The following is a 13189-nucleotide window of genomic DNA, read 5'->3' on the forward strand; positions in this document are numbered from 1 at the left end:
GAAGGGATGGGGGCGTATGGGCCGGGCGACGGGAGAGTCGGAAGAATGATGACGACCGCACGGAAGCGATGATGGAAGGAGGCGTGGATGAATGCATGTTGTTGTTAGGGGGGGCCCCCCGCGACTGCGACCGCCGCCAGCGCCACCACCACCACCGCCGCCACCGCCTCCACCGCCGCCCCACCCCCTCGTGCCCCGGCTCGCCCCCCATTACCCCGTCCCCCCCGGTGGAACCGTCCCGCGCGCCAGCTCCAGCTCCCGCCGCGCCTGCGGTACCAGCGCGCTCTGCGGGTACGTCAGGATCAGGTGCTCGAGGCGGGCAATCGCCCCGGCCGCATCCCCGCGGTGCCGCAGCACGCGCGCCCAGTCCAGCTCGGCCTCCGCCGCCTCCGGCGCATCCGCGAATCCCTCCACCAGCCGCGCCCACAGCAGGGTGGCGTGCGGCGTGTCGCCAGCCGCCTGCGACAGCCGAGCCGCCGTGAGCAGGAGGAACGGCGCGGCGTCCGGGAGGACCGACGCCGCCTCCTCGAAGCGGCGCGCGGCGCCGGCCGTGTCGCCCTTGGCCAGCGCGAGGAACGCGGCCCCGATCGATGGGGACTCCTCCGCGCGCGTGCGCGACAGGAGTGCCATGGCGGTCACCACGTCGCGCGACGTCTCGTCGGTGCGCCGCAGCCCCCGCCGCGCCGCCTTGAGGTCCCCCGCGTACAGGGCCAGCCACCCCTCGATCCGTTCGTCCTCTTCCGTCCCCCCGCCGCCAGCCGCAAGCGCCTGCCGCGCGCGCGCCAGGTCGCCGGCGCGGATCCACGCCCACGCCAGCGCCCGTTGCGCCTGGCGGACACCCTCCGGCCCCAGCAACGCCCCGCGCCGCGTCACCACCGCCTCCACCTCGGGCGCGCGCCCCAGCGCCGCCAGCGCCCGCACCTGCAGCAGCGCCACGGCGCCACCCGCCGCCGAGTCGGCCGACGACGCCAGCGGCTCGACCAACGCCAGCGCCGACGCCGGCTCCCCGCCGTTCAGCGCCGCCGTCGCCGCCTTCACCACCAGCGCGTGGTCCCCGGGACGGCGTGCCGCCGCCGCCGCGTACGCGTCACGCGCCGTCAGCCACGCCTCTCCCTGCTCCGCCTCGGCGGCAAACTGGATCCACGCCTGCACCGCCGAGTCGCTCGGCGCCACCGGTGACAGCGCCGCCCACCCCTCGCGCGCCGAGCGCCACCGCGTCTCCAGCGAGGCCAGGATGCGCCGGGCCCCCAGCGCCACCGGCGGCGCGGCGAAGATGGCCCGCACCCCGTCCCGCACCGAATCCGGGGCGGCCGCCAGCGAGAACGCCGCCGCCTGCTCCATGTACGGCATCACCTCGCTCGCCTCGCGCCAGCTCCGCGCCGACGAGAGCCAAAGGCCAAGTGCCGCTTGCATCTGAGCGAACTCCGCCGCGAGGTCCCGCGACCCGCCCAGCACCTGCACCGCCCCGCGCAACACCGTGTCGGCCGCCGCCGCGCGCCCTGTCTCGAGCAGGAGTCGCGCGTACTCGCGAAACGGGGCCGGCTCGCGCGGCGAAAAGGCCATCCACTGCGCGAACGCCGCCTCCGCCTCCCGATCGCGTCGCAGCCCCACCAGCGTCCGCAGCTGCACCGTCCGAAGGAGGGGATCGCGCGGGCGTCGCGCGAGGAGCGAGTCGACCAGCGGAAGCAGCGCCTCGCTCCCACCGACCTGCGAATGGCACCGCTCCAGCCCCAACACCGCCCCCACCGGGTCCTCGGCATCGAGCGACTGCCGGTACAGCGGGATGGCGTCTCGGCACTTCCCCGCGCTCTCCAGATCCAGCGCCTGCACCAACGGCGACGGCGGGGCGGGCTTCCCCTCCTGCGCCGAGACGACGAAAGCGCGAGAGACGATGAGGCAGGCGGCCAGGAGGATCGTGCGGGCGCGACCGCCGGCGCTCCATCCCTCCCGCTCCGGCACCTCCCGTCTCCCGCCTCTCGTCTCCCGTCCCTCCCTACGGCTTCGCATTGATTCGCTTGAAGTACTCGAGCACGAGACGCCGCTCCTCGGGTGTCAGCCCGCGCAGCTCGTTCCACGTGGGGGGCGTGAACCGCGTGGCCCCCTTCCCGCTCGCGGTGGCTCCCTGCGGCGTGAACGTCTCGGTCCCGGTCCACGCCTTCGCCTCGCGCTTCCCCGTGTCCTCGCGCTGGTCCTCCTCGAGCAGCCGTCCCGCATCGAGCATCTTCCGGAACAGGCGCTGCTGGCGCTCGAGCACCGCGGCATCGAGGCTGGCGGACTCCAGCTGCTGCGCGATCTGCCGCGCCTCACGTGCCATCTCGTCGGACCGCCCGCTCTCGTCGCGATCGCCCTGCTCCTCGAGCCGCGCCGCGACCTCGCGCTGCTGGCGCGCCAGCGCGCGCGCGCTGTTCTGCGACTGCGCATCCATCTTCTGCCCGGGCCGGGGAATCAGCTCCTGCGCCGCCGAGTTCAGCGCCTGCTGCTGCTTCGCCATCTGCTGCAACTGCTCGAGCATCTCGGCGAAGCCCGTGGCCGACTCGCTGTTCTGCGTCCGCTCGCGGTCGCGCACCAGCGAGGCACCCGCCTGGTTGAGCGACTCCCCGGCCTCGCGCATCGCGCTCGCCATCTGCTGCCCCGTCTGCGAGCGCTGCGTCTGCGCCGTGGCATCCTCCACCTTGCGGCGCGCGTCGTTCATCATCCGCAGCGAGCGCTGGGAGAGCAGGTTCGACTTGGTGGCCGCCTGCTGCAGCCGCTGCATCGTCTTCTCCACGCCCTGCTGCAGCGCCCCCTGCTGCGAACGCAGCTCCGCCGGCGACGTCCCGCTCCGGGCCTGCTGCTCGAGGTTGTCCTGCTCCCGCGCCAGCTGCAACATCTCCTGGATCGCCCGGTCCATTTCGCCGGTGAGCTCCTTCTTCCACTCGCTCACCTGCTGGTCGCGCGCCTTCCCCAGCTCGTCGGCCGCCTGCTCCATGGCCTGCGCCGCCTGCTCGGCCGCGGACTCGCCCGACTTCTCGCCCTTCTGCTGCCCCTGCTGTCCCTGCTGTCCAGGGCCGGCGCGGTTCTGCCCTTGCTGGCCCCCCTCCTGGGCGCCCGCCCCCTTCTGGCCGGCGCTCTGCTCCCCCTGCTGCTTCTCCCCACCCTTCTCCCCACCCTTCTCCCCTCGCTCGGCGCCCCCCTTCTGCTCCTCCCCCTGCTGACGGGCCCCCCCCTCACGCTGCTCGCCGGACTTCCCCTGCTGGCCCGCCTGCTTCTCGCCCGCCTGCTTCTCGCCCGCCTGCTTCTCGCCGGCCTGCTTCTCGCCGGCCTTCTCCCCGCCCTGCTTGTCACCCTGCCGACGCATCGCCTGCTGCAGCTTCTCCAGCGACTCGTCGATCTTGTCGTTGGCCTCCTGCATGCGATCGGCGCCCGCCTCCGCCTTCTCCCGCTTGAGCCGCTCCTGCAGCTGCTTCACGTCCTCCTGCAGGTTCTTCGCCCGGTCGGTCAGCTCCTTCGTCATCCGCTCGGCGGCCTGCTGCTCCGCCTGACGATCGGCCGTGCGCATGGAGTCGACGAGGTCGCGCTGCCGCTTCGCGAGGTCCTTCGCCTCGTCCTTCAGCGTCTGCATCTGTCCCTCGAGCGCCGCCCGCTTGAGCATCTCGACGCTCTTGTCGAGCTGCTCGCGGAGCTTGCGCTGCTGCTCCGCCAGGTCCTGCAGCGCGCGACGCGACTCCTCCGGCGACATGTCCTGCGACGCCTGCTCCAGCTTGCGGAGCTTCTCCTGCAGCTCGGGGGTCAGCGCGTCGCGCAGCAGCTTCTGCGCCTCGCGCAGTCGCTCCTGCAGCGCACTGTCCAGCGCCCCGGTCTGCCGGAGCTGCTGCTCGAGCTTTCGCGCCGCATCCTGCATCTGCTGCATCCGATCGGCGAGCTGCCGCTGCTCCTTCGCGAACTGCTTGGCCTGCTGCGACGCCTCGTACGACATCGCGTCCTTGCCGTTCTGCTGCTGGGCGCGCTGGCGCGCGCGCGCGGCATCGGCGGTGCGCTGGTTCAGCTGCTTCTGCGCGTTGGCCGTCGCCTCCGCACGCGCCACCGCCGAGTCGGCGGCCGACCGCACGGCATCGCGCTGTTCGCTGAGGCTCGGCAGTCGCACCACGACCTCGGGACTCTCTCCCGCCTGGCGCCACGGCGAGGCGTCGGTCGCCAGCGCCACGAGGCGCATGGCATCGCCGGGGGTGAGCGTGGACATGGCGAGCGCCAGTTGCCCCTGGAACTGCTCGCCCTGGGCGCCCGGCAGGGGGCGCACGACCGACGAGCGCACTTCGCCGCGCCCATTGGTGATGGTGATGCGCAGCGCCGCCGACGCCAGGCCATGGTCATCGGTGGCCAGGACCGACACCCCGATCGTGTCGCGGGCCAGCACGAGTGTGTCGCGCCCCGGCGCCAGGATCTCCACGCGCGGCGCCGAATCCGCCTGTACCTCCAGCTGCAACGCCGGCGGCAGGTCGGCGATGGCGCCGTTGCGCCCGCTCGCCGTCCAGTGGAACGTCCCTCCCGTCCCCACCTGGAATCGCCCGCGGAAGCTGCGGGCGGACACCTGCAGCGGGATGCTCGCCCCGTCGCTCGCCAGGCGCACGCTCTCCAGCTCGGTGGAAGAATGTCCCTCGATCTCGAGTACCGTCCCGCGCGGAAGGCGGACCGGCTCGCCCAGGGGCACCGTCTCATCGCGCCGCCCGAGGTAGGCCGGGAAGGCCGCCCGCACCGTGACGTCGCCGATGAACGGCCGGTCGACGACGCGCACCGCCATCGTGTCGCTGGTGCTCCGCCCGTCGGTGGCGTAGATCGCCAGGTCGGCATCGAGCGGGCCGAGCGTCACGACCGCCGAGTCGCCGCGCAGCGGGAGCGCGCTCGTCCGCCACGAGCTCCCCGTGACCCGCTGGGCAACGGTGACCATCCGGCGCCCCGGGGCATGCACCGTCAGCTGCACCTTCTCCCCGCGCAGCACCGCGCGCGGGGCCTCGCTCAGCGTCACCCCGCCGAGCAGCGTCCCCTTCCAGGCCAGCACCGGGTGCACCAGGGCGCGCCATCCGTCGGGCGCGGCCGAGGCCGCCGTCACCAACCCCAGGATGCCGGCAATCGCGGCGCCGCCGCCGATGGCCGCCCGGCGCGCGACACTCCGGCGCAGCCCCGGCGCCAGCGACGGGTCGGCCAACCCGGCCAGCCGCCCCGCCACCTGCTCGGCGTTCAGGCGCCCGAGCGCCCCCGCGTCGGCCACCTCGAGCGCCCCGCGCACCGACCCCGCACGCAGCCGCCGCTCCTCCTCCACCGCGCGCGCGATCCGGACCACCGAGGTCTCCTCGGACAGCCGGCGCCGCAGCCAGCGCCCCCCCGCCACCGCCGCCGCGATCGCCAGGGCCCACGCGACGAACGGGGTCAGCCGCGGGAGCACCAGCCACCGGCTCCCGCCTAACGCCACCGTCGTCACCAGCAGGACGAGGACGACGCCGGTCAGGACCAGCGCCGCCCCCCCAGCCGTCAGCTGCCGCGCGACGCCGCGGCGCTCGCGCTCCACCAGGTCGAATAACGTCATGAAACCGGTCGGCTCGTCACGGCATACACGAAGAGGTTCACGCCCATGCGCAGCGCCGCCTCGTGCAGGTCAGGTGGATCGTTGTAGGTCCCCACGTCTTCCCACCCGTTCCCGATGTCGCTCTCGTTGGTGTAGTAGACCGCCAGGCGGTCCCCGATGAAGATCCCGTACCCTCGAGCCGGCTTGCCGTCGTGCTCGTGGATCTTGGGCAGCCCCTTGGGAAAGTCGTACACCACATGGTAGATCGGGTGCGACAGTGGCACGTCCACCAGCGGGCGATCGGGAAAGACGCGCGCGATTTCCCGGCGAAAGCTCTCGTCGAGCCCGTAGTTGTCGTCCGCATGCAGGAAGCCGCCCCGCAGGATCCACTCCCGCAACCGGGAGACTTCGGTGTCGGTGAACTTGATCTCGCCATGCCCCGTGAGGTGCAGGAAGGCGAAGTCGTACAGGCGCTCATCCGTGAGCGTCACCCGCCCCTCGACCGGCTCGACCCGCAGCGTCGTGCGCTCGTTGATGGCCTTGAGGAGGTTGGGAAGGCTCGACGGGTTGGCGTACCAGTCGCCGCCGCCATCGTATTGCAGCCGGGCAATCCCCAGCTTCGTCCCCGACGACGGCGCGAAACCCGCCAGGGACAAGAGGAGCAACGGCGCGACAACTCGGCGAAGACGGATCATGCGTCCTGTGCTAGGCGATAGGCCAGATTGCGTGGGGCTCCGTGTCGGTCCACCAGCGACCGCACGATCTCGCGCGTGGTCGCCCCCTCCCGTCGCAACGCATGCGCCGACTCGCGCAACGCCGCCTCGTCCAGCTCCCGCTCCGGGCACCCCTCGAGGAGGATGACCACCTCGCCACGAGGAGAGACGTCGCGAAAGGCGTCGGCCAGCTCCGCCACCGTCCCGCGCCGGAACTCCTCGAACCGCTTGGTGAGTTCGCGTGCCACCACCGCACGCCGCACCGTCGCGTCATCCCCCATCACCGCGGCCAGGTCGGCGAGGGTGTCGCCGACCCGGTTGGGGGCCTCGTACAGTACGCCGGTGTGCGGCAGGGTGCTGAGCAGCGCCAGCTGGGCCGCGCGCTCCTTGCCCTTGCGCGGGAGGAAGCCCACGAAGGTGAACGCCCCGGTCGGCAGCCCCCCGCCCACCAGGGCCGCGAGCAGCGCCGACGCCCCGGGAAGCGGGACCACGCGCGCCCCCGCCTCGAGGGCGCTCCGCACCAGGCGCTCCCCGGGATCCGACAGCAGCGGCGTTCCGGCATCGGAGATGAGCGCCACCTCCTCCCCCTCGGCCAGCCGCGCGAGGATGCGCGGCGTCTCACGCGCCTCGTTATGCTCGTGCAGGGCGGCCACGGGAGTGGTGACCTGGTAGTGGTCGAGCAGCGCGCGCGAATGGCGCGTGTCCTCACACAGGATGACCTTCACCCGCGCCAGCGTCTCGACGGCGCGAATCGTCATGTCTCCCAGGTTCCCGATGGGAGTACTGACCACGAACAGGGTTCCGACGACTGGTTCGTTGCTCACGAGCAGAAGAATACGTGCGCGGCGACACCCCCCGCGACCCGCGCCCCGACGACGCCAGACGACGCCAGACGACGCCAGACGACGCCAGACGACGTCGCGTGCAAGGCGGGAGCAGACGAGAAAACGCCAAGAGGCGGCCGGGGCTACCCCCGGCCGCCTCTTGTACCCCGCCAACGTCGGTTGGAACCGCCTGGAACCGTCAGTTGGCCGTGTACAGCTTGAACTTCGCCTCGAGCGTCGGCTTCGGCACGTATCCGATGACCTGGTCGACGAGCTTCCCGTCCTTGAAGAACAGGATCGTCGGGATCGACCGCACATTGTACTTCATCGCCGTCCGCTGGTTCGTGTCGACGTCAAGCTTTCTCACCTTCGCCTTGCCGGCGTACTCGCCCGCCAGCTGGTCCACGATGGGGCCCACCATGCGGCACGGTCCGCACCACTCGGCCCAGAAATCAACCACCGCAAGCCCGCTGGCCTGCTCGATCTCGGTCGCGAAGTCCGCGTCCGTCACCGCCGTCGTCTTCGACATCCTGTTCGCCTCCGCGGCCAGGGATACTCCCTGCCGACTGTCAGATTAACTTGCGCGCGCACCATCCTGATCCGGAGCGCCGTCTCCACCATGTCACAGCAGACTTCACCTGATTCGAACCGGCGCGGCACGCGCATCGCCCACATCGGCGTCGCCGTCCGCTCCCTCGACGAGATCCTCCCCTTCTACCGCGACGTCCTCGGGATGCCCGAGACGCCGCTCGACGACGCCGACGGAGCCCGCATCGCCGGACTCGTTGCCGGAGAATCCCTCGTCGAACTCCTCGAGGCCGAGACGCCCGACTCGCCCATCGGCAAGTACGTCGCCAAGCGCGGTCCTGGCATCCACCACATCTGTTTCAACGTGGACGACCTGGACGAAGCCCTCGCCCGTTGCCGGACGGCGGGAATTCGCCTCATCGACGAGACACCACGCATCGGCGCCGAGGGCAAGCGTATCGCCTTCCTGCACCCCTCGGCCACGGCGGGTGTCCTGATCGAGTTGTCCGAGTACTAATCCAGCGAGCGGACGATGAGTTCCGCTCTCGGTACCGCGCTCAGCGCTTGCAGAAATCCTTCATGGCGGTGATCCCCGCGTCGCGCACATACCATCGGTCGGACGGCCCCTTGACGAGGGAAAAGGTGGGGGTCGCCGACTTTCGCGCCCGCGTGATCTCCACCTTCACGAAGCGCTCGCCACTGGGCGCGGGCCCCTCCTCGAGGATGCGGTACCCGTCGTGGTCGTAGCACCCCTGCATGATGATCTCGCGCTTCTCCAGCTCCGAGCGCTCGAGCTGGTCGCGCGCGGGGCCCTTGTCGGTCCCCCACACGACCGACATCGCCTGCAGGTCCTGCGCTTTCACGGCGGCGAGGAACTGCTCCACCGCGAGCCTCGGGGCGGCTGCCCCGGTCAGTGCGACACCCGGAGCGGGCTGCCTTCCACACGCCGCCACCACGAGCGCCACGAGGGGCAGCACGACGATCCACTTCTTCACGCGACTCTCCCTGCGAGATTGCGAGCGAACGTAACCCGGCGCTCCGCGCCGAGCAACGGTGTCGCCCGGGGCGTACCCGCGGCGGCAGGAGGCGTTCCCCGATGATGACCCACCCCACGCCCTACCAGCGGCTCTACATCAACATCGACCACGTGGCGACCATTCGTCAGGCGCGCCGCACCGACGAACCCGACCCCGTCGCAGCGGCCTTGGCCTGCGAGGGCGCCGGCGCCGACGGCATCACCGCCCACCTCCGCGAGGACCGGCGCCACATCCAGGACCACGACGTGGCCCGCCTGGCCGCCTCGATCGGGACCGTGCTCAACCTCGAAATGGCCTGTACCGAGGAGATGCTCGCGATCGCGGCGCGTATCCGCCCCTTCCAGGTCACCTTCGTCCCGGAACGGCGCGAGGAGATCACCACCGAGGGAGGGCTCGACGTGTCGCACGATCCGCACACCCTCGAGCGCGCCATCGCGCGCATGCACGGGAGCGGGATCCGCACCTCGCTGTTCATCGACCCCTCGCCGGCGATGGTCGAGCGCTCGCGAGAGCTCGGCGCCGACGCCATCGAGCTGCACACCGGGAGCTACGCCCACCATCCCGGCGACCCGGCGCAGGTCGCCGCCCTCACCGCTGCCGCCACGCTGGCGCACGCCCTCGGACTGCACGTCCACGCGGGGCACGGGCTCACCGTGCGCAATGTCACGCCGGTGGCGGCCATCCCCGAGATCGAGGAGCTCAATATCGGGCACTCCATCGTGAGCCGGGCCATCTTCGTGGGGATTGCCGAGGCGGTGATCGAGATGCGCGCGGCGATGGATCGGGCACGTTCGTCGTCGCACACCTAGCCCTCCGCGCTACTCACTCCCTAACTTCTGGCCGCGCCCACCACCTCACTCGCGAATGAACGGATCGCCGGAACTCCTGGAGTTCTACCTCGTCGAAGCGACCGAGTACCTCGACGCGCTCGATCAAGTCGTCGCCAACACGGGGGGACCGCCCGACGGGAACGCCTTCATTGCGACGGCGCGCGCGTTGCGTGGCGCGTCTTCCATGGCCAAGGTCGAACCCGTCGCCGCGATCGCCACGACGATGGAGCAGCTCGCGCACGCCGTGCGCGACGGCGAGTTGCGCTGGACCATGGACCTGTACCAGACGCTGCGCGACTCGGTCGACGACCTCCGGTTCCTGGTGCGCGGCGTGCGGACATGGGGCGAGCGAGAGGGGGCACGGGCGGCGGCGCGACTCGCCTCGCTGCAACTCTTCCTGCCGAGCGAACAGCCGCGCCCCGCGACCCCGGCGGCCAGCGCCACCGCGCCGGTCTTCATCGCCCTCCAGGCATCGGCCATCGCCGCCGAGCTCGACGCCTTCCTCGACGATCCACGGCAGCGCCGCGCGCTCGACGAGGCGCTGACGCGGGCTCGCACGATGCGCGGGATCGCCGGCATCGGAGAGTATCCCCCGCTCGCCGACGTCGCCGAGGCGCTGGACCGCGCGGTGCGGACCCTCGTCCCCGACGCCCCGCTCGCGGACCGCGAGGTGGAGCTCTTCCGCGCCGCCGTGGAGGTGCTGCGACACGTCTCGGCACAGCTTCGCGACGCCGGCGGAGCGCCGGCGGAGGCGCCCGAGGTGGCGCGGTTCGCCCGGGCCTTCGCCGCGCTCGATGCCTTGCTTCCCCCCGCCGAGCCCGTGGTCAGCATCGACGAGCTCTTTTACGCCGACGCCGGCCCGCACATCGTGCGCCGCGCGCAGGCGGCGTCGGCCACGCGGATGCAACGCTTCCGCGACGAGATCACCACGCGGGCGGAGCACATCCGGCGCCTCGTCAACGACGCCCGCCAGGTGCACGACCTGGCCGGGCGCGAGCGCGCGGGGCGCGCCTTGACGGGGGCGCTCCTCGACCTCCAGGGCGTCGCCGCCTCGTTCGATGCGCACCAGGTGGCGAGCTTCTTCGGTGAGGCCGCCGCCGAGCGTGCGCTCCTCGACCCCGCACTGCTGGACGCGCTCGACGCCGGAACGCTGCTCCTGCTCTCACCGGGCGAAAGCCTGGGAGAGATCGAACAGCGGCTGGCCGTGTTGGAGCGCGTCCGGCGGCACACCCCCGTCTCGCCCCCGGTCGTCTCCCCTTCCGTGAGCCCCGCGTCGCCGCCGCCGGCGCCCGTCACCGCCAGCGCATCCCCTGCGCCGGCGGTTGCACCTGCTCTCCCCACGGCCGATGTGGCCCCTGCACCCCCCGCCGCCGCCGTTGCCCCCACGCCCTTCGGCGCACCGGTTTCCGGGCCGCACGCCGCGCTGAGCCGACGCCCCCCGCCCACACCCACGGGGCGCGAGCTGCAGGACTTCCTGCAGGAAGGGATCGCCGGCTTCGAATCGCTCGATCACGAACCCTTGAGCACGCCCGCTCGTCTTGATGAGGACGAAATCGTCCCCATCGAGTCGTTGCTGTACCGCGGGCAGGATGCCGTCCGGCGCGCGATCGAAGTGCGCGATGCCATGCGGGCCCGCGGGGTCACCGACGACGCGACCCTGCAGGAGATCTTCGATCTCCTCGACCTCGCCCAGGCGGAGTAACCCCGGATGAAGATCGGTTGGCGCGGTGCGCTCGGCCTCGTGCTGAGCGCGGCATTGCTGGTGTGGACCATGCGCGAGGTCTCGTTCGCGCAGGTGTGGGAGGTCCTGCGCCGGTCGAGCCTCCCGATGTTCCTCCTCTCCACGGCCGTGGCGACGATCATCTTTCCGCTGCGCGCCCTGCGCTGGCGGGTGATCCTCGAGCCGCTCGCCCACGACCTGAGCCTTGGGGCACTCTGGCGCTCCACGGCCATCGGGATGATGGTCAACAACGTCGTCCCGGCCCGGGCAGGTGAGCTGGCGCGTGCGTATGCCCTGACGCGCGAGGACCAGCGCGTGAGCTTCGCGGCGGCGTTCGCCTCGCTCGCCGTCGACCGGATCTTCGACGCCGTGACCGTCGTCGTCCTCCTCGTCGCGGCCATGTTCCTGTCGGCCTTTCCGGAGGGGACGACGATCAGCGGCCAGCCGGTCGGCCACGTCGCGATCGTCGCGGCCGTCATCGCGGTCGGCGCGCTCGCCGCGCTGGTGGCGATGGCGCTGTACCCGACCCTCGTCGTGCGCATCTGGGACGGGGTCATCGGACGCCTCGCTCCGCGCTACGTCGAGCGCGGACGTCGCTTGCTGGAGTCGTTCATTTCCGGGCTCGGGGCGCTGCGCTCTCCGAGCCGGTTCGCCCGGGTCTTCGGCTGGGCGCTCGCGATGTGGCTCTGCAACGGCCTCGCGTTCTACCTGGGGTTCCTTGCGGTCGGGATCGACGCCCCCTTCCCCGCAGCGCTCTTCCTGATGGGGGTCATCGCGATCGGTGTCGCCCTCCCGTCGTCGCCGGGATTCTTCGGCGTCTTCGAGGCCGCCGCGCTGGCCGGACTCACCCTGTACCAGGTGCCGAGCGAGCTGGCGGTGAGCTGGGCACTGGGCTTCCACCTCCTCTCGTTCCTCCCCATCACCCTCATCGGCCTGTACTACTTCGGACGGCTGGGGCTCAAGTTCCGCGAGTTGGGCGAGTCACCCGAGCGTCGGGCCGGCGCTCCCGCCTGAAGCCCGCATGGCGAGCGCGCGCGTCGTCGCCCAGGCCAAGGTCAACCTCTTTCTTCGCGTCCTCGCGCGCGAGGCGAGCGGCTATCACCAGCTCGAGACGCTCTACTGCCGCCTGGCGCTGGGGGATGAGGTGCGGGTGCGGGCCACCGATGGCGCGCGCTCGCTCGACTGCGCTGGCGCGGCGCTCCCGCCGCGCGGGCTGGGACCGGTCGAGCGAAATCTCGCCTGGCGAGCGGCGACGGCCTTCGCGGAGGCCATGGGGTGGCCACGGGGGTTCGCCATCGAGATCGAGAAGCGCATCCCGGTCGGCGGTGGGCTCGGCGGTGGCAGCGCGGACGCCGGTGCCGTCCTTCGCGCCCTGAACGCACTCGCGCCCGCGCCGTTCCCGCCCCACACCCTCCTGCGGATCGCGGGAGGGCTCGGAGCCGACGTCCCATTCCTCACCCAGGATGCATCACCGCTCGCGTTGGGGTGGGGACGTGGCGACCGGCTTCTCACCCTCCCCGCCCTCCCGGCGCGCCCGTGCCTCCTGTTCGTCTTCCCGTTCGGGATCGCGACGGCCGACGCCTACCGCTGGCTCGGCGAGTCTCCCGCCAGCGCGCCCCTCGCGGTGGCGTACCGCGCCGGCGGGTTTGCATCGTGGCGTGAGGTGGAAGTGATGGCGTACAACGAGTTCGAGCGGCTCGTGCTTCCGCGGCACGAGGTCATCCAGGGGGTCGTGAGCGGGCTGCGGCATCCCGAGCTTCGCGAGGCGTTCGACGTCGTGCTCATGAGCGGATCGGGAGCGACGGTATTCGCGCTCCCCGCCCCGCTCCCCGGCGGGGCGCCGTCCCCCGCCCTGCACGTCGCGATCGGGATCGACCCCTCGGTGGCGTCGGAGGCGCCCGTCGACGTGGTGGAAAGCTCGACGGCATCGCACGTTGAGCCCGTGCGGTTGGACGACTAGCTTCAGGGGCTTCCCGGCGATGCCGTCCGTTGGCCTCG

The 13189-nt window shown here is 71.9% G+C and carries 11 protein-coding genes; 5 read left to right on the top strand and 6 right to left on the bottom strand.

The features are described from left to right. Window positions 1–210: 210 nt before the first annotated feature. The 5 genes from ABS52_09385 to ABS52_09405 all read right to left on the bottom strand — a co-directional run bounded on the left by ABS52_09385 (window position 211) and on the right by ABS52_09405 (window position 7605). Complete coding sequence (locus ABS52_09385; protein ODT03410.1) at window positions 211–1959, bottom strand: hypothetical protein; 1749 nt, start codon at window positions 1957–1959, stop codon at window positions 211–213. Between the two features lie 34 nt (window positions 1960–1993). Further along, a complete protein-coding gene (locus tag ABS52_09390; GenBank protein ID ODT03411.1) occupies window positions 1994–5560 on the bottom strand; it encodes a hypothetical protein in 3567 nt (1188 codons plus the stop codon). Continuing rightward, on the bottom strand, window positions 5557–6234 hold the full coding sequence (locus tag ABS52_09395) for a hypothetical protein (protein ODT03412.1): 678 nt from the start codon (window positions 6232–6234) through the stop codon (window positions 5557–5559). Before ABS52_09395 ends, ABS52_09390 begins: the two co-directional genes overlap by 4 nt. After that, window positions 6231–7154, bottom strand: coding sequence for a 16S rRNA (cytidine(1402)-2'-O)-methyltransferase (locus tag ABS52_09400; protein ID ODT03481.1), 924 nt, complete (start codon window positions 7152–7154; stop codon window positions 6231–6233). Before ABS52_09400 ends, ABS52_09395 begins: the two co-directional genes overlap by 4 nt. A 121-nt stretch (window positions 7155–7275) precedes the next feature. Further along, complete coding sequence (locus ABS52_09405) at window positions 7276–7605, bottom strand: thioredoxin (protein ID ODT03413.1); 330 nt, start codon at window positions 7603–7605, stop codon at window positions 7276–7278. Window positions 7606–7695: 90 nt separating this feature from the next. On the opposite strand from ABS52_09405, the gene ABS52_09410 reads away from it, so the two are divergent. Next, window positions 7696–8121 carry a methylmalonyl-CoA epimerase gene (locus tag ABS52_09410; protein ODT03414.1) on the top strand — a complete coding sequence of 142 codons (426 nt, stop codon included), beginning with the start codon at window positions 7696–7698 and terminating at the stop codon, window positions 8119–8121. Between the two features lie 40 nt (window positions 8122–8161). Here ABS52_09410 and ABS52_09415 read toward each other — a convergent pair whose 3' ends face one another. Next, entirely contained in the window at window positions 8162–8599 is a 438-nt protein-coding gene (locus ABS52_09415) for a hypothetical protein (protein ID ODT03415.1), read from the bottom strand. A gap of 104 nt (window positions 8600–8703) precedes the next feature. Between ABS52_09415 and ABS52_09420 the strand changes: the two genes are divergently transcribed. The 4 genes from ABS52_09420 to ABS52_09435 are packed head-to-tail and all read left to right on the top strand — an operon-like array spanning window position 8704 to window position 13151. After that, window positions 8704–9450, top strand: coding sequence for a pyridoxine 5'-phosphate synthase (locus ABS52_09420; protein ODT03482.1), 747 nt, complete (start codon window positions 8704–8706; stop codon window positions 9448–9450). Window positions 9451–9505: 55 nt separating this feature from the next. Then, entirely contained in the window at window positions 9506–11173 is a 1668-nt protein-coding gene (locus ABS52_09425; GenBank protein ID ODT03416.1) for a hypothetical protein, read from the top strand. Between the two features lie 6 nt (window positions 11174–11179). Then, window positions 11180–12205 (top strand): hypothetical protein, encoded by a 1026-nt coding sequence (locus ABS52_09430; GenBank protein ODT03417.1) that lies wholly within the window; start codon window positions 11180–11182, stop codon window positions 12203–12205. Between the two features lie 7 nt (window positions 12206–12212). Next, window positions 12213–13151 (top strand): hypothetical protein, encoded by a 939-nt coding sequence (locus ABS52_09435; GenBank protein ID ODT03418.1) that lies wholly within the window; start codon window positions 12213–12215, stop codon window positions 13149–13151. Window positions 13152–13189 lie beyond the last annotated feature (38 nt).

It is taken from the genome of Gemmatimonadetes bacterium SCN 70-22 (genome assembly GCA_001724275.1).
Taxonomy (GTDB): Bacteria; Gemmatimonadota; Gemmatimonadetes; order Gemmatimonadales; family Gemmatimonadaceae; genus SCN-70-22.

Bases quoted from the DNA above. Each gene is read 5' to 3' on its own strand.
- ABS52_09390 (ODT03411.1), bottom strand. From the start codon at position 5,560: ATGACGTTATTCGACCTGGTGGAGCGCGAGCGCCGCGGCGTCGCGCGG.
- ABS52_09395 (ODT03412.1), bottom strand. From the start codon at position 6,234: ATGATCCGTCTTCGCCGAGTTGTCGCGCCGTTGCTCCTCTTGTCCCTG.
- ABS52_09405 (ODT03413.1), bottom strand. From the start codon at position 7,605: ATGTCGAAGACGACGGCGGTGACGGACGCGGACTTCGCGACCGAGATC.
- ABS52_09410 (ODT03414.1), top strand. From the start codon at position 7,696: ATGTCACAGCAGACTTCACCTGATTCGAACCGGCGCGGCACGCGCATC.
- ABS52_09420 (ODT03482.1), top strand. From the start codon at position 8,704: ATGACCCACCCCACGCCCTACCAGCGGCTCTACATCAACATCGACCAC.
- ABS52_09425 (ODT03416.1), top strand. From the start codon at position 9,506: ATGAACGGATCGCCGGAACTCCTGGAGTTCTACCTCGTCGAAGCGACC.
- ABS52_09430 (ODT03417.1), top strand. From the start codon at position 11,180: ATGAAGATCGGTTGGCGCGGTGCGCTCGGCCTCGTGCTGAGCGCGGCA.
- ABS52_09435 (ODT03418.1), top strand. From the start codon at position 12,213: ATGGCGAGCGCGCGCGTCGTCGCCCAGGCCAAGGTCAACCTCTTTCTT.